The sequence below is a fragment of the Deinococcus humi genome (assembly GCF_014201875.1).
Classification (GTDB): domain Bacteria; phylum Deinococcota; class Deinococci; order Deinococcales; family Deinococcaceae; genus Deinococcus; species Deinococcus humi.
In genome coordinates this window covers 84,046-102,641 of the sequence record NZ_JACHFL010000010.1, presented here as the reverse complement: position 1 = coordinate 102,641, position 18,596 = coordinate 84,046, and the positions used below count along the sequence as shown (strand labels likewise).

Annotated in this window: 23 protein-coding genes; 10 read left to right on the top strand and 13 right to left on the bottom strand. The window is 66.4% G+C overall.

Annotated elements, in window-relative coordinates; translation table 11 throughout:
- The first annotated feature begins 11 nt into the window (after window positions 1-11).
- The 3 genes from HNQ08_RS17240 to HNQ08_RS17230 all read left to right on the top strand — a co-directional run bounded on the left by HNQ08_RS17240 (window position 12) and on the right by HNQ08_RS17230 (window position 2,543).
- Window positions 12-1,295 (top strand): molybdopterin-dependent oxidoreductase, encoded by a 1,284-nt coding sequence (locus HNQ08_RS17240; protein WP_184134852.1) that lies wholly within the window; start codon window positions 12-14, stop codon window positions 1,293-1,295.
- Between the two features lie 9 nt (window positions 1,296-1,304).
- Entirely contained in the window at window positions 1,305-2,012 is a 708-nt protein-coding gene (locus tag HNQ08_RS17235) for a cytochrome c (protein WP_184134849.1), read from the top strand.
- Window positions 2,013-2,111: 99 nt separating this feature from the next.
- On the top strand, window positions 2,112-2,543 hold the full coding sequence (locus HNQ08_RS17230; protein WP_184134847.1) for a hypothetical protein: 432 nt from the start codon (window positions 2,112-2,114) through the stop codon (window positions 2,541-2,543).
- A gap of 104 nt (window positions 2,544-2,647) precedes the next feature.
- Here the strand turns inward: HNQ08_RS17230 and HNQ08_RS17225 are convergent, their stop codons facing one another.
- Window positions 2,648-2,824, bottom strand: coding sequence for a hypothetical protein (locus HNQ08_RS17225; protein WP_184115562.1), 177 nt, complete (start codon window positions 2,822-2,824; stop codon window positions 2,648-2,650).
- A gap of 56 nt (window positions 2,825-2,880) precedes the next feature.
- Between HNQ08_RS17225 and HNQ08_RS17220 the strand changes: the two genes are divergently transcribed.
- From HNQ08_RS17220 to HNQ08_RS17210, 3 genes are read left to right on the top strand one after another with little or no spacing between them, the layout of a single operon-like run.
- Window positions 2,881-4,530 (top strand): YVTN family beta-propeller repeat protein, encoded by a 1,650-nt coding sequence (locus HNQ08_RS17220; protein WP_184134845.1) that lies wholly within the window; start codon window positions 2,881-2,883, stop codon window positions 4,528-4,530.
- A gap of 11 nt (window positions 4,531-4,541) precedes the next feature.
- Window positions 4,542-5,276 (top strand): plastocyanin/azurin family copper-binding protein, encoded by a 735-nt coding sequence (locus HNQ08_RS17215; protein ID WP_184134842.1) that lies wholly within the window; start codon window positions 4,542-4,544, stop codon window positions 5,274-5,276.
- A 29-nt stretch (window positions 5,277-5,305) separates the two neighbouring features.
- A complete protein-coding gene (locus HNQ08_RS17210) occupies window positions 5,306-5,755 on the top strand; it encodes a CHRD domain-containing protein (protein ID WP_157451516.1) in 450 nt (149 codons plus the stop codon).
- A gap of 48 nt (window positions 5,756-5,803) precedes the next feature.
- Here the strand turns inward: HNQ08_RS17210 and HNQ08_RS17205 are convergent, their stop codons facing one another.
- From HNQ08_RS17205 to HNQ08_RS17185, 5 genes are all read right to left on the bottom strand, one after another.
- The gene (locus HNQ08_RS17205; protein ID WP_184134840.1) at window positions 5,804-6,508 is read right to left on the bottom strand and encodes an anti-sigma factor; all 705 of its coding nucleotides are present in this window, start codon (window positions 6,506-6,508) and stop codon (window positions 5,804-5,806) included.
- Window positions 6,505-7,059 (bottom strand): RNA polymerase sigma factor, encoded by a 555-nt coding sequence (locus HNQ08_RS17200; RefSeq protein WP_184134838.1) that lies wholly within the window; start codon window positions 7,057-7,059, stop codon window positions 6,505-6,507. Before HNQ08_RS17200 ends, HNQ08_RS17205 begins: the two co-directional genes overlap by 4 nt.
- A gap of 383 nt (window positions 7,060-7,442) precedes the next feature.
- On the bottom strand, window positions 7,443-7,907 hold the full coding sequence (locus HNQ08_RS17195; protein ID WP_184134836.1) for a putative iron-sulfur cluster-binding metallochaperone: 465 nt from the start codon (window positions 7,905-7,907) through the stop codon (window positions 7,443-7,445).
- A gap of 33 nt (window positions 7,908-7,940) precedes the next feature.
- Window positions 7,941-8,360, bottom strand: a complete 420-nt coding sequence (locus HNQ08_RS17190; protein WP_184134833.1) for a MerR family DNA-binding protein — start codon at window positions 8,358-8,360, stop codon at window positions 7,941-7,943.
- 173 nt (window positions 8,361-8,533) lie between these two features.
- Window positions 8,534-9,007 (bottom strand): MFS transporter, encoded by a 474-nt coding sequence (locus HNQ08_RS17185; protein WP_184134830.1) that lies wholly within the window; start codon window positions 9,005-9,007, stop codon window positions 8,534-8,536.
- Here HNQ08_RS17185 and HNQ08_RS27970 point away from each other — a divergent pair.
- The 4 genes from HNQ08_RS27970 to HNQ08_RS17175 are packed head-to-tail and all read left to right on the top strand — an operon-like array spanning window position 9,007 to window position 11,374.
- Window positions 9,007-9,135: a hypothetical protein gene (locus HNQ08_RS27970; protein ID WP_268240021.1), complete on the top strand. Its 129-nt coding sequence runs from the start codon at window positions 9,007-9,009 to the stop codon at window positions 9,133-9,135. The genes HNQ08_RS17185 and HNQ08_RS27970 overlap by 1 nt on opposite strands.
- Window positions 9,136-9,137: 2 nt before the next feature.
- Window positions 9,138-9,584: a carbon-nitrogen hydrolase family protein gene (locus tag HNQ08_RS27160; RefSeq protein WP_221284262.1), complete on the top strand. Its 447-nt coding sequence runs from the start codon at window positions 9,138-9,140 to the stop codon at window positions 9,582-9,584.
- Window positions 9,485-10,396: an apolipoprotein N-acyltransferase gene (gene lnt / locus HNQ08_RS17180; protein WP_342355708.1), complete on the top strand. Its 912-nt coding sequence runs from the start codon at window positions 9,485-9,487 to the stop codon at window positions 10,394-10,396. Before HNQ08_RS27160 ends, lnt begins: the two co-directional genes overlap by 100 nt.
- Before the next feature lie 51 nt (window positions 10,397-10,447).
- Window positions 10,448-11,374, top strand: coding sequence for a bifunctional metallophosphatase/5'-nucleotidase (locus HNQ08_RS17175; protein WP_184134827.1), 927 nt, complete (start codon window positions 10,448-10,450; stop codon window positions 11,372-11,374).
- A 61-nt stretch (window positions 11,375-11,435) separates the two neighbouring features.
- On the opposite strand, the gene lgt is transcribed toward HNQ08_RS17175, so the two are convergent.
- The 7 genes from lgt to HNQ08_RS17140 all read right to left on the bottom strand — a co-directional run bounded on the left by lgt (window position 11,436) and on the right by HNQ08_RS17140 (window position 18,592).
- Window positions 11,436-12,383 (bottom strand): prolipoprotein diacylglyceryl transferase, encoded by a 948-nt coding sequence (gene lgt, locus HNQ08_RS17170; RefSeq protein ID WP_184134824.1) that lies wholly within the window; start codon window positions 12,381-12,383, stop codon window positions 11,436-11,438.
- Between the two features lie 159 nt (window positions 12,384-12,542).
- Window positions 12,543-12,998: a hypothetical protein gene (locus HNQ08_RS17165; protein WP_179164951.1), complete on the bottom strand. Its 456-nt coding sequence runs from the start codon at window positions 12,996-12,998 to the stop codon at window positions 12,543-12,545.
- Entirely contained in the window at window positions 12,995-14,914 is a 1,920-nt protein-coding gene (locus HNQ08_RS17160) for a copper resistance CopC/CopD family protein (RefSeq protein WP_184134821.1), read from the bottom strand. Before HNQ08_RS17160 ends, HNQ08_RS17165 begins: the two co-directional genes overlap by 4 nt.
- Window positions 14,911-15,129 (bottom strand): SHOCT domain-containing protein, encoded by a 219-nt coding sequence (locus HNQ08_RS17155; protein ID WP_179164949.1) that lies wholly within the window; start codon window positions 15,127-15,129, stop codon window positions 14,911-14,913. The genes HNQ08_RS17160 and HNQ08_RS17155 overlap by 4 nt, the downstream gene beginning before the upstream one ends.
- Window positions 15,130-15,276: 147 nt before the next feature.
- On the bottom strand, window positions 15,277-15,636 hold the full coding sequence (locus tag HNQ08_RS17150) for a four-helix bundle copper-binding protein (RefSeq protein WP_184134818.1): 360 nt from the start codon (window positions 15,634-15,636) through the stop codon (window positions 15,277-15,279).
- Between the two features lie 80 nt (window positions 15,637-15,716).
- Window positions 15,717-16,094, bottom strand: coding sequence for a cupredoxin domain-containing protein (locus HNQ08_RS17145; protein ID WP_221284260.1), 378 nt, complete (start codon window positions 16,092-16,094; stop codon window positions 15,717-15,719).
- Window positions 16,091-18,592, bottom strand: coding sequence for a heavy metal translocating P-type ATPase (locus HNQ08_RS17140; protein ID WP_184134816.1), 2,502 nt, complete (start codon window positions 18,590-18,592; stop codon window positions 16,091-16,093). The genes HNQ08_RS17145 and HNQ08_RS17140 overlap by 4 nt, the downstream gene beginning before the upstream one ends.
- Between the last annotated feature and the right edge of the window lie 4 nt (window positions 18,593-18,596).

Genomic DNA, 18,596 nt, shown 5'->3' with positions numbered 1-18,596 from the left:
GAGGTCCACGTATGTCCGATTCATCCGCTCCACTCACCCGCCGCAGCGCTCTGGGACTGCTGGGCACCGCTGGCGCTGCCCTGACGCTGGGCCGCAGCGCCCTGGCCCAGCAGAGCCTGCTCAGCGCGCCCGCCCCCACCTTCAGCGGTCCCGGCCCCCTCGACGCCTGGAACGGTCTGGGGCCGCTGATCGCCCTGCCGCAGAAGGTGCCGCTGATCCGCCTGGTGGACCGTCCACCGCTGTACGAGACGCCGCGCAGCTACTTTCAAAGTGCGTTCACGCCCACCGCTGCGTTCTTCGTGCGCACCAATCTGTCGGGCTTTCCGGCCAGCGTCGACCTGGGCACCTGGCGGCTCAAGCTGAGCGGCAACGTGAACAAGCCGGTGTCGCTGAGCCTGGCTGAGTTGCTGCGTGACTTCGAGGCGGTCAGCGTGAACGCGGTGATGCAGTGCACCGGCAACAGCCGCGCCCGCTTCCAGCCGCGCCGTCCCGGCGGGCAGTGGGGCAACGGCGCGATGGGTTGCGCCACCTGGACCGGGGTACGCCTGCGGGACCTGCTGGACCGCGCGGGCCTCAAACCCGGCGGCGTACAGGTGCAGTTCCAGGGGCTGGACACCGGGGCAGGTGCGCCCGGCAGCGGTGGGGCCAGCTACCAGAAGAGCCTGAACCTGGACGATCCGGTGCTGGACGAGTGCATCGTCGCCTACGCCATGAACGGCCAGCCGCTGCCGCTGGTCAACGGCTTTCCGGTGCGGCTGGTGGTGCCCGGCTACTTCGCCACGTACTGGATGAAGACCCTGAGCTTTATCCGGGTGCTGACCCAGCCGGACGACAACTTCTGGATGACCACGGCGTACCTGCAACCCGACAACGCCCGGGGGAACACGACGCCGCAGGCGGTCAAGGACAAGACGGTCAAGCTGCGCCCGGTGGGGAGTATGCCCGTGCGCTCGTTCATCGTGACCCCGGACGAGACCGTCAAGGTGCCCGCCGGACTGCCCATGACCGTGCAGGGGCTGGCGATGAGCGGGCGCGGCAAGGTCAACAAGGTGGAGGTCTCCAGCGACGGTGGCAAGACCTGGAGCGCCGCGAAGCTGGGCGAGGACCACGGGCGCTACGCCTTCCGCCCCTGGACCTTTGCGTGGACGCCCAAGAAACCCGGTCAGTACACGCTGGCCGTGCGCGCCACCGACACCAGCGGCGGAAACCAGCCGGACGGGGCCATCTGGAACCCGTCGGGCTACCTGTGGACCACGGTGGAGCGTCAGACGGTCACCGTGGGCCAGGCCGGTTAAAGGAGCGTCATGAAATATCCTGAATTGATGGGGCTGCTGATGCCTCTGGCCGTCCTGGCCGTGGTGGTTCCGGTGGTCACGCTGAGCGTTCGTAACAACAGCGTGCCAGCAGCCACGGCCACCACTGGCGCAACTCCGGCTACGGCCCCCGTCTCCGCCCCTGCCCCCGCACCGTCCCCAGCACAGGCTGCCCCAGCAGCGCAGGCCGCTGCGAATCCCAAATCCGCCGCAGTGTCCGCGTCGCCTGAAACTGCGTCCGGCAGCGCTGAGACGGCCAGACCACAGACCTCCACGGCCCAGACCGCCACAGCTCAGACCACCAGCTCCCAGACCACCCAGCCTCAAAACACGATGGCCCAGTACGCCGAGCAGATGCGCGGCGTGATTGACCAGGCCGCCAGCGGCGCGTACACCACGGACGCCAGCTACGCCATCGGCCCCATTCCGCAGGACACCCCCGCCCTGGTCGAGGGGAAAGACGTGGAACTGGTTCGCAGCAATTGCAGTGTGTGCCACGCCACCACCCTGATCACGTCCCAGCCGCCTCTGCCCAGCGAGGTCTGGCACGCCGAGGTCTACAAGATGAAGGAGAAATACGGCGCGACGTTTATCAGCGACGAGAACGCCGACAGGATCGTGACCTACCTGAGCGCCCACTACACGCCGGAAACCCGCAAAGCGGAGAGCAGCACTGCGCCGGACCGCACCAGCCCGTGACACAGCGCCAGAACGCAACACCGGGCTAGAAAACGACATCGGGCCAGTAGCCCAGCAGGACATGGACGCCGTGGACGTCCCCGTTCAGGAGGTTTGCAGATGAATGACGCCGCCGCCCACCACCGCCCCCGGATGCTGGCCTCGTTCACCAACCACATGATCGGCGTGCTGGACGATCCTGATCACGCGGAGGCCGCACTGCGTGACCTGCGGGTGCAAGAACACCTGCGCGATCAGGATCTGGAGTTGCTGGTGGGGGACGCCGGCGAGGAGCGCCTCGACTTCACGGGTGAGCGGCACGGCCTGCTGGCCCGCCTGCGCCGCAACGTGCAGAAACTGACCGACGAGTACGAGCATGCGCGGCGCTACGAGCTGGAACTGGCGCGGGGGCACGTCCTTATCGTGGCCGCCGTGCGGTATGAAGTGCAGGCCCAGCGCATGTGTCACCTGCTGCGCGCCCACGGCGCTCACTTCATTCACTATTACGGGCCGCTGATCGTCGAGTCGTTCTGCCCGGACCCGGAAGCCTGACCGCGAGGGGCGAGACGTAGTCCTGGTTACTGGGCGCGTCGCGTGAGACCGTCGTGACCGGGCCAGCGTTGATCTGATCGCCCCCGGTCCACTGGAATTCGCCTTCAAGAAAAGGAGAAACCTGCTTTTGATGGGCGGGCGATCAGACGCGGCGTACTGTTCCAGCGCGGCGCAGCTTTCGAGGCCAGCGCAGGCAGATCGCAGTATTCATAAAGATCCGGTAAAGACGGTGGTGCATCCACAAAAGGCACGCGGGGCATACGGGTCATGAAGCCGTTCACCCGAGCAGTCTGCTCCGCCTCTACTCCATTTCTGAGCTGTCCCTTCGGAGGTTGTCATGTTCCAGATTCACCGTCCCGTCCTCATCACCGTCCTTGCCGTCAGCCTGACCGGCGCACTTGCTCTGGCTCAGCAGGCCAGGGGGGGAGGCACCCCGGGCCTGATCCCGCAGCCCCCGGCGCTCAGTGGCCCCGCCCTCTCCGCGCGCGACCGGGTCTATACCGCCGACCAGACCTCGAACACCGTGACCGTCATCAACCCCGCAACCAACGCCGTGATAGGCCAGATCCCGCTGGGCCATCCCCGGCCCGGGGTGCTGGGGGCGCTCGACGACATGCAGGTCAATGTCCACGGCCTGGGATTCTCACCCGACGGACGCTATCTGGACGTCATCAGCAACGCCTCGAACGGCGTGACCATCATCCGCACCCGCGACAACACGGTCATGGGAACGGTGTACATCGGGCGTGGCCCCCACGAGGGGTTCTTCACGCCGGACGGCAAACAGGTCTGGGTCACGGTGCGCGGCCAGGATTACCTCTCAGTCATCGACGTGGCGAGCATGAAGGAGGTTGACCGCATCAAGGTGGCCGGGGGTCCCGGCATGGTGGTGTTCAGCCCGGATGGACAGCGCGCCTTCGTGGATTCCAGCCGCACGGCACAGCTCGACGTGATCGACGTCCAGACCCGCAAGGTGATCGCCCGCGTGCCGGTGGTCAGTCCGTTCTCGCCCAACCTGGTGGTCACGCCGGACGGCAAGGAGGTCTGGTTGACCCACAAGGACGTGGGCAAAGTGAGCGTCATCGACGCCCGCACCTTCAAGGTGCTGCATGTGCTGGACACCGGCAAGGTCACCAACCACGTGAACGCCGTGACCACCAAAGCGGGCGACTTCATCTACGTTACGGTGGGCGGGGAGGACGTCGTCAAGGTGATCAAGCGTGGTCCGCAGCCGCAGATCGTGGCCACCATCCCCACCGGCTTCACGCCCCACGGCCTGTGGCCCAGCGGCGACAACACGCGCGTGTATGTGGGCCTGGAAGACCAGGACGCGGTGGACGTGATCGACACGGCCAGCAACACGGTCATCAAGACCATTCCTATCGGGCAGATGCCGCAGGCGCTGGTGTACGTGGCCAATGCGGTTCCCAGCGGCCCCGGCACCCAGAACCTGAAGACCGTGCGGGTGGGCCTGCCCTCGGTGAAGATCAAGCTGGGCGTGCCAGACAAGCCCTTCGCGTTCCTTCCGGCGGCCCTGAAAGGTCTTTCTGCCCACGTCATCGTCCGCTCCCTGGAGGGCACCGACGACCTGACCCTCAAGGCCGATGGCCTCACGCCCGGCGCTCAGTACAACCTGTTCCTGACCGAATCGGCGGTGGCCCCTTTCGGGATGATGCAGCATGTGCTGGATTTCAAGGCCGACGCCAAGGGCAAGGCTGAGGCGAGCGCGATGACCAGTGTGTTCGAGGCGTTCACGCTGCGGGGCACGGCAAAGGACGGGAAGCCCGACGGTGCGGCCATCAAGGCCAGCAAAGTCAACCTCGACCACCTGGTGGTCTGGCCGAAAGACCCCCAGACCACTGCGAAGCTCTTTGCCAATCAGGGTCAGCCGTATGCCGTCTCACCTTTCGACACCGATCTGGAAGCAGGTCCAGCGATCCTGAGCGACAGCAACGACGCTGCCGCCACCAGCCCCCTCACGCGCTAAAAGGACCTGTCATGCTGAGCCTCATCCGTTCCATGTTGCTGCCCGGCCTGCTGCTGACCCCTGCGGCGGCTCAGACCCCGGCCACCCCGACCCCGACAAGCCAGGTCTTTCCCTTCACCGTGGTGGGCAAAGTTGCCCAGGCGGCTGGGCAGCTCAGCGTCCGCACGGTCTCGGCGGCTCAGTCCCTGTCGGTGCTGAGCCTGCGCGGCCTGACCCCCGGTACGGCCTATGTGGCCCACTACCACGCCCTGGGAGCGGGGGGCGGCGAACCCTGCGCGTCCAACGGACCCATTACCCTGGGCTTTCCGGCCTTCAAGACCGATGCCCGGGGCCAGGCCACCGTGAGCCTGCGGGCCGATCCTGCACGTGTGCGCGGCACCCTTGGGGCCTACGTTAACGTCCACACCGCGTCTGATCTGACCGACATCCCCCTGTGTGCCGCTGTCCTGAAGACCGCTGCCACGCCAGCCAGTACCGCGTCCCCAGCAACGGCGATAACGGTCAACATCGCCGATAACCGCTTCCAGCCTGCCACCCTGAGCGTCAAGGTGGGCACCACGGTGACCTGGGTTCATACTGGGCAGGTCACGCACAACGTCCTGTCGGTCCAGGTGGCTGACCTGCGCTCACCGGACCTGCGTCCAGGGGACCGCTACAGCTACACGTTTAAAACGCCTGGCACCTACACCTATTACTGCTCGTACCACGAAGGCATGAGCGCCGCAATTACGGTGACCAACCGCTGAGGCGGAGTCAATGCACCATGGAGGAACGTATGTTTGTACACAAGATTGTTCTGGGACTGACCGCCACCGCCCTGCTCGGCTCATGCAGCATGATGATGGGGGCCGGGGGCAGCACCTACACCTTCAAGCATAAGGCCAATGCGGCTGACCCCACGGCAATGGGCAAGGCCGTGGCCACCACCAAGGACGGGATGGTCAGCACCACCCTGACCCTCACGGGCCTGACGCCCAACAAGGCCTACATCGCGCATTACCACGCCTTTGGACCGGAATCGAACACCGATCCGTGCGCCTCTAACGGCCCAGTGACCCTCGGCTTCCCGGGCTTCACGGCGGATGCCAGCGGCAACGCCACCACGGCGGTCACGGGCGACATGGCCAAGATTGCCGGTGACCAGGGGGCCTACCTCAACGTCCATTACGCCAGCGACCCCAGCGTCGTGCCGATCTGCGCGCCGGTCAAGATGACCAAGGGCTGAGCGCCCACATTGAGGCGGCCCACACGGAGTCGTGTGGGCCGCCCTTGGTCATCCACCGGGCAGGGTGACACGGCCCAGCGGGTGGGTCGGGGCCGGGCTGCCCCCGGCGGGTTCCACGCTGATGCCCACGGACGCGTAGCCCCGCCAGGCCACCTGCATCACGGTTCCGCCGGTGAAGCCCAGACTGACCGGCTTCCTGGCCTGCACCGCGTCGGTCTGGCGGCCCCACGCCTGGTACACCTGTCCGTCCGGCGCGGGAGTCAGGAGGACCACCAGGGCCTGCCCGTCTGCGCGGACGAGCAGGGTGCCAAATGCCTGGCCGTCCCGTGACGCGAGCGTGAGCCGTGACGCGCCCCGCGCTTCCCACTGCTGGACTGTGGCCTGCTGGGACGGCGCGGTCATGAGGCGGGTCCCGACGGTGCCCAGCGCCAGCACGATGACAGCGGCGGCGGCCAGCCACGGCCAGCGTGGACGCTGGCCGTGGGGTGATCTGCCGACTGGCTGCCAGAGCTTGCTGGTGCCAGGAGTCGCGATAAGACGGCGGGCCTGAATGCGGTCCCAGGCGTTGTCCGGCAGGGCCGCCCCGGGCAGATCGTCAGCCAGCGAGAACAGCGCGTCGCGCAGCCGGGCCACCTCGGCGCGGCAGGCGGGACAGGCGGCCAGATGGGTTTCGACCGTGTCGGCCTCAGACCCGTCCAGATCTCCAAGGACGTACCCGGGCAGCAGGTCCGTGGGATGGCCGTAGGCGGTCATGGCTGCATCCTTTCACGCAGTTTGAGCAGGGCGCGGCGCAGGCGACTCTTGACGGTGCCCAGGGGCAGCCCGGTGCGGACCGTGAGTTCGGCGTGGGTGAACCCACCGAAAAACATGTCCTCAAGAAGCTGCCGGTCTGACGCGTTCAGGGCGCTCAGGGCGGATTCAATCAGGGCCTGATTCAGGGGGTCATGCCTGGGAGCGGATGCTGGCAGATCAAAGGCTGGATCGCCCAGCGCGCCGTCCCGGGCCTGGGGCCGGGCGCGCCGGGCGCGCAGGCGCTCCAGGCACAGGTGATGGGCGATGGTCAGCACAAAGGTCTGCACCGTCCCGCGCGCCGGATCGTAACGCCCAGCCTGCGCTTCCAGGCGCAGGAAGGCGTCCTGGAGGACTTCCTCGGCGTCCTCTGGAGAGGCCAGCATCCGCAGGCACACACGGTAGGTCACGCCAGCGAAAGCGTCGTAGAGGGCTTTGAGGGCACCGTCCTGCCCCTGCTGGAGTTGCGCGATCAACCGCTGATGATCCAGAGCGGTCGGCAGGGTGGCGGGCATAACCGCAGTCTGCCGCACCGACTGCCCTTGCCGGGCATGAAGCCCAGAGGGAAGGGCAGATGCGGAGAAGATGGGCATACCTCTTGTATGCGCCCAGAGGGCTGGCTGGATGCACCGCTCAGGCAGGGAGGGGAAACGCTGCGCCTTGGATCAGCCCCGGCACAACCGAGCGACAGAACTGGTGAACGGCGGCGCAAATCTGGCCATCATCCACAAACGGCTGAGACACCAGCACTTTCAAACCACGCTCCGCTCCGCCGAAATCAGCGGTGGGGCCGCAGACCAGGAAGGGCGGCCATAGCGTTGCCAGCGCAACTGAAACGTAGGAGACCTTCACGAATGGCGGCGTGCCTACAGCGCTCGTCCCAGGAACAACAGCCCGACTACCAGAAGCGGCACCCGCGCTCAACACTCCATAGAACGGTCACGACATTGCCCAGGCAGCAACTGCCCTGCGGGTTGTTGACCTCGCACCCGCAACGCCCGGCCTGCACGTGCGCGCGGATCGACGCCTCCAGCGCCTGACCCGTGCCTGTCACTGCGGCCCGTTCAAGGTCAGCCCGCGTGTGAGCAAAGCAGTAACAGACCGGAACTCCAGCCGCCTGATCCTTCTGGAAGACCGGCACCTTGAGATCTCCCGTGCCGTAGGTCTGAGACGGGCTGAAGTACACCACGTCGCAAACCGGGTCCGGGCACAGCCGGAAGGTCTCTTCCGGCGTGAGTCGCGCCAGGGCAGGCGGGGTCAGCAGGGCCTTGAGCGTGATCAGCGGCACCGCTTTTCCACGGATGCCACTGGCCGGATAGGCCGTGGCGTCGTGGACTTCGGGGGCGCAGCAGTTGGATTCCATGCCCGAAGCTAAAGTCTCCCCCCAGGGGGAGAGTCAAGGGACCGCTGGATTCAGGTACACGCAGCCGGGGGAATCGCACTCGGGATCAGGGTGTGTCTGGGCATACGCCAGCCGCCCGGCGAGTTCCGCTTCCAGCGCCTGAAGCTGGGTCAATTGCCGCCGCACCGCCTGAAGATGCACGCGCAACTCTTCGTGCACCTCCGCGCACGGCTTGTGGCCGTCTGCGCGCACGCGCAGGATGCGGGCGATCTCGCTGAGGCTGAATCCGACATGCTGGGCGGACCGGATGAACTGCACGCGCTCGACACTCTCGGTGCTGTACGTCCGGTAGCCGCTCGCGGTGCGCCCATGCTTCAGCAGGCCGAGGTCTGTCCAGTAGCGCAGGGCCTTGACCCCTTCACCGGTTTCGGCGGCCAGGTGTCCGATGGAAAGCGGCGCGGGATGAAGGGTCATGTCCCGAGTGTCGCAAGTTTGTGGGCAGGGCATCGTGGGATGGGTTGCCCCGCCCAGGCTGACTGGAAGTGAGCTGGCCCCTTCCAGTGAGGGCACTCCCCGGTAGCCCTCCCCAGGTCTTATTTTCGTTCAGGATTGAAAATTTGCTGGATCGTGCCTTGACCCCTGCGAATTCAAACTCCCCAAAGAAATTGCCCAGGGCCGACTGCGTCCCCTGCGCGATCCTGACACCGTGCAGGCGTATTTTGAATAAATTGAATTGTAATCCGAGTGACAAGGGCGGATTCCTGTTCCGCTGCTAGTGGAGCGTCGAACATCAGCACGTACACCTGCCAGACCGCGTTGACCAGGGGCAGCAGCCCGATCACCACCACCCGCCCGAAGTCGCAGGCCACCAGCACCCATTTGCGGTTGATGCGGTCAGCCAGGACCCCCGCCAGAGGACTGAAGACCACGAAGGCCAGCACGCGCAGGGTCAGGGCCACGCCCAGCACCACGGCGGCGTCTTTGCCCCCGGTCAACTGGTAGGCCAGCAGCGCCAGACCGATCCAAGTCAGGGCGTCACCGATCTGACTGACCGTCTGGGCGGCATACAGGCGGGCGAAGCGCGGATGTCGCAGGGCGCTCAACATCGGCAGGCCGCTCAATGGACACTTCCTGCTGGGCTGGGGGTTGCGGTGTGGTCTGCCAGGCCCAGCCGCTCGTGTTGGGCCTGGCTGAAGGCCTGCTCGACGAGCTGCGCGACGTGGGCGTCCGCGAGTCGGTAATACACTGAGCATGGCGGACGTGCTGGGACCCGTTGGCGGCGCGCTTACGGTGCTGGTGTTGCCTGCAGCGGCACTGACCTGGGCCGCGCCCCTGGCCCTGACGCGCTGGGCTTTCGGGCCGCGCACCCTGCTGGTCCTGCCCTTCGCTTGGGTCCTGACTGAAGCGCTGCGGGCCACCGGTCCGTTCGCCTTTCCCTGGGGAGCGCCGGGGTACGCACTGGCCAGCGGGCCACTGGCCCAACTGGCCAGCCTGGGAGGCCTCTCGCTGTTGCCCTTGCTGGTGACCCTGACCGCCAGCGTTCTCGCTGGCCTGGAAACGGCGCAGCGGCCAGCACTCGGCGCTGGCCTGGCCGTCGTCTGGCTGGGCAGCCTGGCCTGGGGCCTGGGGTTCCCCCGCCTGAACAGGCTCCCACCCGCACCGCCGTCCTCGTCCAGGGGGCCGTTGATCCGCGCGTGAAAGCCCAGGGGCGTTCGGCAGCAGAGTGGAATCTGTACCTGAAGCTCACCCGCGCTGCACTGGCCGCTGGCCCAGCACAACTGGTGGTGTGGCCCGAGACGGCCAGCCCACGGGCACCTTCCGAACCTGCGGCCCTGAGCGCCCTTCAGCGCCTGAACGTCCCGATGGTCGTCGGCGCACCGGGAGACGTACCCGGACAGGTGCGCAACAGCGCCTACGGCGTGTACGGGCAGGTCACGGGCCGTCAGGACAAACGGGTGCTGGTCCCGTTTGGGGCAACCCTGCCGTTCGAACACGCGCTGGGCGGCGTCTACCGGGCGGTGCTGGGAGGGCTGGGGATGTCCGGCTACACCAGCACCACGCCGGGCACGGCCCTCACGGTGCTGCCGCTGGGGGCGCTACGCGCGGGCGTCAGCATCTGTTACGAGTCCGTGTTTCCCGCGCTGGCCCGGCAGGCGGTGCGGGCCGGCGCAACTGTTCTGATGGTGATCTCCAACGACGCGTGGTTTGGCCGGGGGGCCGGTGCGGAGCAACATTTTCAGATGGGCCGCCTGCGTGCCATCGAAACCCGCCGCTTTCTGCTCCGCGCCGGAAATGATGGGGTCAGCGCCGTGGTCGATCCCTGGGGCCGGACGGTGTTCCGTGCGCCCAGGGGGGAGCGCGCCGCCTACCGCGTTCCGTTCGATGTGGCGACTGGAGTGACGCCGTATGTGAAGTTCGGTGAGTGGGTGCTGATGGGCAGTGTGGTCACGCTGCTGGCGCTGCTCGCGGCCCGGCTGGTTGCCAGTTGCCTGCGCCTGAAACTCACCTGACCATCCGGCGCTCAACTTCTCTTTGGCTCCGGCACAGTTGCTTCGGTCCACATGCAGAGCGGCACTCTGGAGGGCCTGACGGGCTTCGATGTGATCCTGGGAGACCACACCAACTTTCAATACAGCGGCACCATCGGCGGCGCGCTGGTCGTCGAGAATCTGAGCAAGGGGGCCAGCTACGCCCGGGTCAGCGTGACCTATGACCCGGCCACCAAGAGTGTGACCAAAGCGGCCAGCACATTCATCACTCCCTTTGCCAGCGAGGTCACGCCTGACCCAGCAGTGGTGCAGGTGCTGGCCCCCTACCGCACCCAACTGGCCGCGCAACTCGATGCCAAGATCGGGGTCGCCACCGACACCTTCCCGCGCGGCAACAACATCGAGCGCCTGGGAGAAGTCGCGCTGGGTGACCTGATTGCCGACGCTTACCGCACGACTTATAACACCCAACTGGCGATTGTGAACGGCGGAGCCATCCGCAGTTCCCTGCCGTCCAGCTACGCGCCCCAGGACAAGACCCTGCGCCGCCCCGCGCCCGGCTACCAGGCCGGACCGCCCTACGACGTGGTCAAGGGCGACATCGACAGCGTGCTGCCCTTCGGCAACACCGTCACGACGCGCACCGTGACCGGCACGCAACTGTATGCCGTGCTGGAAAACAGCGTCTCGGCGTTGCCCGGCTCCAGCGGACGCTTTCTGCAAATCTCGGGCTTCTCGTACACCTATGACGTCAGCAAGCCTGTCGGCTCCCGGGTGGTCAGCGTCAAGCTCGACAGCGGCGCGGCCATTGGCAAGGACAGCGCCACCTACACCCTGGCCCTGCCGGACTTCACCAACGAGGGCGGCGACGAGTACACCATGCTGGCCGACGGACAGGGCGTGACCCGCGAACCCGACGCCCTGGTGCTGCTGAACTACGTTCAGAAACTGGGGACCATCACCCCCACGGTGGGCCAGCGCATCAACGCCGTCAAGTAGTCCACCTGGAAAGCCAGCGGCTCCGGTTACAGGGCCGCTGGCTTTCATCTGCTTCAGTTCTTCAGGGTGTCTGTGCCTGTTCGCCTGCGGGCAAGTTGCCCTTTGCCTTCACTGGAACAGGATTGTCCGGCTGCTGACGAATACGGATCAGCATGATGATGCTCACGATGATCAGCGGAATGCTGATCAGTTGTGTTTCGGTAAACAGGCCGATGCCTGCTTTATCCGGCCCCTGGCTCAGGTAAGTGTTGGGCAGGAGAGGGTTCAGGCGGAAGGTTTCTTCCCACCCGGCGCGCAGAATGCTGTACCACAGCCAGAACTGCCAGAACGCCCAACCTGCCTTGCGTGAGCGCAGCCAGAAGTACGAGGCGACGCTCAAAATGATGCCGATGATCACACCATAGAGCTGCGTGAAATGGACCGGGGCCGTCATCACCAGTTGTCCACCGATCTGCTGGCAATACTGCGACAGATCCATATTCGGGTTGGCATTGGGCTGGCACATGCCGTCGTGAAAGGCCCGCGCGCTGTCGGGCCAGCGGTAGCCAACTGCCCAACCGGTCACGCGGCCCACCGTATCGGTGCCGTTCATGATGTTGCCTAGCCGCCCGCCGATCACCCCGAAAGCCACGCCCGGCACGCACAGGTCCGCGTACTGGTAGAAGTTGAGCTTGTAGCGCCGGGTGTAATAGATCAGCACCAGGATGCCGCCGATCAACCCGCCGTGGATGGAGATGCCCCCGGCCCGCAGGTTGATGACGTCAAACAGAATGCGCGGAAACGGCGTGCCGGAAAACTGTCCCCAGGAGGTCAGCACGAAGACCAGGCGCGCGCCGACCAGCCCCCAGATGATCATCCATAGGATCATGTCGCTGAAGAGATTGACGTTCAGGCCACGCTGGCGGGCCATGCGCGTGCCGAGCCACACACCCGCCACGATGCCCAGCGTGATCAGCACGCCGTACCAGGCGATTGTGAAGGTGCCGATTTGAAGAAATACGGGATCCATCCTGCCTCCAGAAGTGAACGCATCAAGGGCGTCCGCAGGAACCCTAGCGGGCCTGTGTAAAGCGTGTATAAAGCGCGGCTAGCGTTGCGCGGGTGGCTGAATGTACTTGAGCTTTGTTTTCCAGTTGGTATGGCTTATAAGTTCATCGTCCTCCGACGATCAGGGCAGCCGGGACCGGGCCTTGAGAACGACGAGCAAGAGCACCACGAGCAGTGCTTCCAGAGCCGTAGTGGTCAACCCGAACACATCCCACGCCTCGATCTCACCGGACGCGGGACCGAATCCAGGAATGCCAGCCGTTCGGGTCACGACATAGAGCGCTGCAATCAGAAGATTCCCGATAATCCCAGCCCAGAGGTATGAGTTCTCCCAGGTGCTCTCTCCCACGCGGGGAAAAGGATCACGCTGCGCCGCCTTGGTTTCGAGGAAGCGGATGAGCAGGAGGCCGCCCCAGACGAATTGCGTGATCGTGGCCACCAGAAAGAACACACCGTATCCCACCCATTCCGTGAAATGTGCCCCCGTCACGCCCCCGTGCAGGGCCGCCGCCAGCATCGAGAGACTCGCTGCGAGTGGCAAGCGAGGATCGGTGAAGGAATGAATGGATCTGCTCACGGTGAACCGTCTTCCAGAAGCTGTGGATATTCGATGGTGCGGTTCACACCATACCCTGGGCCGACGATCCGTTCCCGGCGGATGCGGCGGTGCCCATCGACATGCAACTCGTACCACAGGCTTGATCCGGGGACAAACAGGGACAGCACGGTATAGCCCTGGGCATCGCGCCCGACCTCCCGGACATCTTCCGCCCCACCACCGACGTAGACATCGGTGGCCGCCAGGGTCTCCGCCGTCAGCGGAAAGGTGTGGGGCGTCGGATCCAGGCTCCTGGGTGCCTGCTCCGTCACATCGAAGGTTCCAGCGTGTTTCATGGCCTTCACCACCTGTGCAAGCTGCGCCGTCTGATCCGGGCCTGGCGGCCAGCGCAGCTTCACTTCGGCAGTTCCTCCAGGCCATTCTGGATCTGTCGCCTTTACGCGTACCGTTGTTTCCCCGGGTTTCCACCCGAAGGGAGCGTGGAAGCACCCCCGGCCACACGACCTCAGAGGCAGCGTGAAGGCCCCGCCCGGGGCCTCACCATTGACCCACAGCCGCGTCCGGTCACCAGGTTTCCCGGTGGGTTGCACCACCTCCACCCGCAGGTCTCCCTCGGCGGCGAGGACGTACACGCTGAGCGAACCCGCCTGATCCGCCGCGCGCACCGCTGGACCAATGGGGGGCGCAGCGCTGAGGATGTTCGCCGCCGTGAGCGCCCGGGGTGGGGTGGCGTTGACCAGTCCCGCGCTCAGGACCAGGATGACCAGCAGCGTGCCGACCTCCGCGAGGACGAGCCGTGCCAGGCGCAGGGGCTGAGCTGTCCGGGCAGGCACCAACCGGCTGCGGGCCAGCACGGCGAGTCCCAGGGCGGCGAGCACCAGCGTGACTTTGGCCAGCAGCAGTTGTCCGTACCGGGTCGTCCACAGGTCTCCCGGCGCGTCCACCTGTGACCAGGCCAGGAGCAAGCCGAGCAGCAGCAGCGGTGGGACGCTCCAGGCGGCGAGCTTCGCGTATCGCCACGCGCCGCGCCTGAGGGCGTCAGACCACGCGACATTTCGTCTGACCCACGTCACCTGCCCGAAATGTACGAGCGCGCCCACCCACACCGCCGCGAGCAGCAGGTGCGCCAGACCGAGCGGCGTGAGCCAGAAAGTCTCGGCGTTGCCCAGGTGCCCCTGCCAGGTCACGGCCAGTGCCCCGCCCACCATCGGAAGACCAGCCCAGCCTCGGAAGCGCCCGCGGGTGAGGCAAGCGCTCACCAGAAAGGCGAGCAGCGCCAGACCTGCCGCGACGCCGGGACGGCTGGTCAGGATCACGCTGGTGGCCCGTGGGCCGCTCCCAGCCAGGGCCACGAGATGTACGGCGCTGCCCAGCACGGCCAGAACCGCGCCCACCCCAATCCACGCGCGCGGGACGCCCTGCTTGCGCCACACGAACCGCTCGCTGATCCACCCGCCCAGCGCGAGGGCGAGCCCCACCAACAGCAGGGCGCTCCCCGTCACCCAGAGAAGCGGCACCCCGTCCACGTTGTCCTGCACTCCTGGAATAGCCCCCCCAGCACCCACGCCAAAGGCAAACTCCCCGCTGGACAGATGCCCGTCATCGGCCATCACCTGCCAGGACACGACGTACACGTCTGGCTTCAGCGGCGGCAGGGTCGCCAGCAGGTTCTGGGCGTCGGCTCCGGGGTGAAGTTCACGAACTTCCAGCGGACCTCCCTGCAACGCGCGGACCTTGACCTGGGCGGAGCGCGGGCTCACCGCTTCACTGAACTGCAACGCGAGTTCCTGCGGGGCCTCGGTGAAGCGCGCCCCGGCCCGCGGGAGGGTGTTGACCAGGAAGGCGTGCGCGGCGGCACTGGAGAGCCAGCTCAGACTCAGGGTCACGGACAGCGCCAGGACGGACCGCACCCAGCGCCCAGTGATGTGGGTCACGGGTGGAGTCGGCGCTCTAAGTCGTCCAGTTCCTCACCGGTGATCTCGCCACGGGCGAAGCGCTCACGCGCCATTTGCCGGGCCCGGTCTGGCCCGTCATCGCGGCGTCCGTCACGGGTCAACCGCGCCACCAGGTACACCACGGCCGCGATGACCGCCACCCACAGCAGCAGGCTCAGCAGCATGCCGCCGCCACATCCCATCATTCCCATCATCACTGCTCACTCCCTGCGCGTTCTCTTCACTGAAGGGCGAACCGGCCCTCACGCCGCTGAAGGCAGGCTATCGCTGCTGTGTTCAACTTCAATAAAGGGGGACCCACCTGCCCAGTGGGTCCCCGTGCCTTCAGCCTGGTCTCAGGCTTACGCCATCTGCCGACAGGACTCCGCGCAGCGGCGACAGGCATCCGCGCAGGTCCGCATCTGCGGGTCGTCGCCCATCCCCTCGCAGCTCTCGGCACAGCGCTCACACACCTCCGCGCACACGCTGCACACCCGCGCGTGCAGTTCCGAGCCGCGCAGCATGAAGTCCTCACTGGTGTGGCAGATCGCCGCGCAGTCCATCAGCAGGCGGAGGTGGGCGGCTTCCGCATGCCGCCCGCCCTGCTGGAGGCAGTAGTTGAGGGTCTGCAAGCACGCGTCGTGACAGTCGGAGCAGGCCTGAATGCAGTCCTGCATCATCGAGTTCATCCCGTTTGTTCCCATCTGCGGTGCGTTCGTCATCTGTTCCTCCGGTCGTGTTGAGGGCTTCAGGTCAAGGTGGATGTCCAGCGGAGCAACCTGTCTACATCATGGATTCCTCCTCAGCGGGCGATGAGCTTGCCCCGGTACATGTTCATCCCGCAGGTGAACTCGTACTCGCCGGGCTGCGCGGGCGTCACCTCCAGCGGCACGGTCTGGTTCTCCGGGAGGTGCGCCCGCTGCCCGAAGGCGGGGAAAACCACTTCCTCCCCGCAGGTGCTGGCCTCCCGCCGCGTGAAGTTCAGCCGCACCGGCTGCCCGGCCTGCACCTCAATCACGGCGGGCTGGTACCCGCCCTTCACCGTCACATCAATTTCCTGCATGCCACCCTCCTCTGCGCGCGCCTGCACACTTTGCCGCTCGTACAGCCAGAAGTACCAGACGATCCAGGCGATCAAGCCGAAACCCACCAGCGTCACCATCCACTGTGCCGTGTTCATGCCCGCACCTCCCTGGGGCGGAAGAACCGCAACCGGTTGGCGTTGGTCACCACGCTGACACTGGAAAACGCCATCGCTCCCCCAGCGAGGATCGGCGAGAGCAGCACCTCGGAGAACGGGTACAGCACGCCCGCGGCAATGGGAACGCCGACGACGTTGTAAGCGAACGCCCAGAACAGGTTCTGCTTGATGTTGCGCAGCGTGGCGCGGGACAACTCCACCGCCGTCACGACGCCGCGCAGGCTGCCGCCCACCAGCGTGACGTCCGCCGCCTCGATGGCCACGTCCGTCCCGGTCCCGATGGCGAAGCCCACGTCCGCCTGAGCGAGGGCAGGTGCGTCGTTGATGCCGTCCCCGACCATACCGACCAGCCGTGCCCCACGCCCGCCGCGGGACTTGTTTGGTACGTTTTCCTGCTGAAGTTCGGCTACGTGTCGGGCCTTGTCCTGGGGAAGCACGTCTGCCAGAACGTCCGTGATGCCCGCCTGCTGGGCAATCGCCCGGGCAGTGCGTTCGTTGTCCCCCGTCATCATCACAACCGACAGGCCAAGCGCCCGCAACGCCCGGATGGCCTCCACCGAATCCGACTTCAGGGTATCCGCCACCGCGATCACCCCCGCTGGCTGGCCGTCCACCGCCACGAACATCGGCGTCTTCCCCTCGTCCGCAAGGCGCTCGGCAAGTTCACCAAAGTCCTGTCCCGCCACTCCCGCGCGGCGCATCAGCTTCGTATTCCCCACCAGAACCCGTCGCCCGGCCACGGTCGCTTCCACGCCGTGACCCGGCACCGCCTCGAACGCCTCCGGCTCACCCAGAGTGATCCTCCGCGCCTGGGCCCCCCGCACAATCGCGGCGGCCAGCGGATGTTCGCTGCGTTTGTCCGCGACAGCCGCAAGCATCAGCAGTTCTGCCTCGCCAAAAGGTTCAAGGGGCCGCACCTCCGTCACTTCCGGCTTGCCCTGGGTGATGGTGCCGGTCTTGTCGAGCACGACCACCCCCAGCCGCGCCGCCGTCTCCAGTGCCTCCCCGTTTCTGATCAGCACCCCGTATTCGGCGGCCTTGCCGATGCCGACCATCAGGCCCATCGGTGTGGCCAGGCCCAGCGCGCAGGGGCAGGCGATTACCAGCACCGTCACGGCGGTCACGACGGCGAAGTTCAGGGCGGGGCCGAAGTTGAACCACGCCATGAAGGTGAGGATGGCGATGATCATCACGCTCGGCACGAAGTAGGAGCTGATGACGTCGGCGAGGCGCGCAATCGGTGCCTTGCTGCCCTGCGCCTGCTGCACCAGACGCACGATCTGCGCGAGGGCGGTGTCCTTCCCGACCTTCGTCGCACGGAAGGTGAAAGCCCCCGTCGTGTTCAGACTCGCCCCGATCACGCTGTCTTCCGGGCGCTTGTCCACCGGGACGCTCTCGCCGGTCACGACGCTCTCGTCCAGGGCGCTCTGGCCGTCCACGATCACGCCGTCCACCGGCACCTTCTCCCCAGGCCGCACCCGCACCAGGTCCCCGACCGCAACCTGCTCGATCGGAATTTCCACCTCCTGGCCGTCCCGGACGATCCGCGCGGTTTTCGCCTGTAACTCCAGCAGCTTGCGAATCGCGGCCCCCGACCGGGCCTTGGCGCGCACTTCCAGCGCCTGCCCCAGGACGATCAGGGCGATTACGATCACGGCGACGTCGAAGAACATGCCGGCGGTTCCTGCTGGGAAGAGGCGCGGGGCGAGGACCGCCGCCGTGGAGTACAGCCAGGCGGCACCGGTGCCCAGCGCAACCAGCGTGTCCATGTTGGCGTTGTGGTTGCGGAAGTTATTCCACGCGCCGGAGAAGAACTGCCCGCCGGACCACGCGAGTACCGGCAAGGTCAGCACCGCCGCCGCCAGGCCGATGACGCGCTCGTAAGGCATCAAAGCTGCCCCGAACGCGGGACTGAGTTCCATGAACATCGTGACGAGGACGGGCACGCCGACGATCACCGCGAACCAGAACTTGTGCATCAGCGTCCGGTACTCCTGGGCGCGCGCAGCGTCTTGCGGGTCAAGCCCCGAGGCGGACACGTCCGGCGCGGCCAGATGTAATCCCGCCGCGTCGGCTACCGCCACGAAATCCGCCAAGTCAAGCTCGCCGCTCAGGTGCTGCACGTCCACTTTCCGCGCGTCCAGATCCACCTGCGCCTGCACCACGCCCGGCACCCTCGCCAGCACCCCCTCCAGCTCTGCGGCGTTCACGAACGGTTCCACGCCCACCACGTCCAGCGTTCTTTCGCCGGTTCGGACGCCATACCCGCCGCCTTCCACCGCCCGCTTGAGCTGCGCCAGGTTCACCTGCGCCGGGTCGTACTCCACGTACGCTTTTTCCAGGGGCAGGTTCACCTCCGCCCGCTTCACGCCGTCCGTGCGCGCGAGTTGCTTTTCCACGGTCTGCACGCAGCTCGCGCAGGACAGTCCCTCCAGCGGCAATTCTGTCTTCTCGGTGCGCTGATCTCGCGTTGTCATGGCC

What these genes read in the sequence shown, in the direction of transcription:
- HNQ08_RS17240 (WP_184134852.1), top strand. Translation starts at nt 12, where the DNA reads ATGTCCGATTCATCCGCTCCACTCACCCGCCGCAGCGCTCTGGGACTG.
- HNQ08_RS17235 (WP_184134849.1), top strand. Translation starts at nt 1,305, where the DNA reads ATGAAATATCCTGAATTGATGGGGCTGCTGATGCCTCTGGCCGTCCTG.
- HNQ08_RS17230 (WP_184134847.1), top strand. Translation starts at nt 2,112, where the DNA reads ATGAATGACGCCGCCGCCCACCACCGCCCCCGGATGCTGGCCTCGTTC.
- HNQ08_RS17220 (WP_184134845.1), top strand. Translation starts at nt 2,881, where the DNA reads ATGTTCCAGATTCACCGTCCCGTCCTCATCACCGTCCTTGCCGTCAGC.
- HNQ08_RS17215 (WP_184134842.1), top strand. Translation starts at nt 4,542, where the DNA reads ATGCTGAGCCTCATCCGTTCCATGTTGCTGCCCGGCCTGCTGCTGACC.
- HNQ08_RS17210 (WP_157451516.1), top strand. Translation starts at nt 5,306, where the DNA reads ATGTTTGTACACAAGATTGTTCTGGGACTGACCGCCACCGCCCTGCTC.
- HNQ08_RS17205 (WP_184134840.1), bottom strand. Translation starts at nt 6,508, where the DNA reads ATGACCGCCTACGGCCATCCCACGGACCTGCTGCCCGGGTACGTCCTT.
- HNQ08_RS17200 (WP_184134838.1), bottom strand. Translation starts at nt 7,059, where the DNA reads ATGCCCGCCACCCTGCCGACCGCTCTGGATCATCAGCGGTTGATCGCG.
- HNQ08_RS17195 (WP_184134836.1), bottom strand. Translation starts at nt 7,907, where the DNA reads ATGGAATCCAACTGCTGCGCCCCCGAAGTCCACGACGCCACGGCCTAT.
- HNQ08_RS17190 (WP_184134833.1), bottom strand. Translation starts at nt 8,360, where the DNA reads ATGACCCTTCATCCCGCGCCGCTTTCCATCGGACACCTGGCCGCCGAA.
- HNQ08_RS27970 (WP_268240021.1), top strand. Translation starts at nt 9,007, where the DNA reads ATGGACACTTCCTGCTGGGCTGGGGGTTGCGGTGTGGTCTGCCAGGCC.
- HNQ08_RS27160 (WP_221284262.1), top strand. Translation starts at nt 9,138, where the DNA reads ATGGCGGACGTGCTGGGACCCGTTGGCGGCGCGCTTACGGTGCTGGTG.
- HNQ08_RS17175 (WP_184134827.1), top strand. Translation starts at nt 10,448, where the DNA reads ATGCAGAGCGGCACTCTGGAGGGCCTGACGGGCTTCGATGTGATCCTG.
- lgt (WP_184134824.1), bottom strand. Translation starts at nt 12,383, where the DNA reads ATGGATCCCGTATTTCTTCAAATCGGCACCTTCACAATCGCCTGGTAC.
- HNQ08_RS17155 (WP_179164949.1), bottom strand. Translation starts at nt 15,129, where the DNA reads ATGATGGGAATGATGGGATGTGGCGGCGGCATGCTGCTGAGCCTGCTG.
- HNQ08_RS17150 (WP_184134818.1), bottom strand. Translation starts at nt 15,636, where the DNA reads ATGACGAACGCACCGCAGATGGGAACAAACGGGATGAACTCGATGATG.
- HNQ08_RS17145 (WP_221284260.1), bottom strand. Translation starts at nt 16,094, where the DNA reads ATGAACACGGCACAGTGGATGGTGACGCTGGTGGGTTTCGGCTTGATC.
- HNQ08_RS17140 (WP_184134816.1), bottom strand. Translation starts at nt 18,592, where the DNA reads ATGACAACGCGAGATCAGCGCACCGAGAAGACAGAATTGCCGCTGGAG.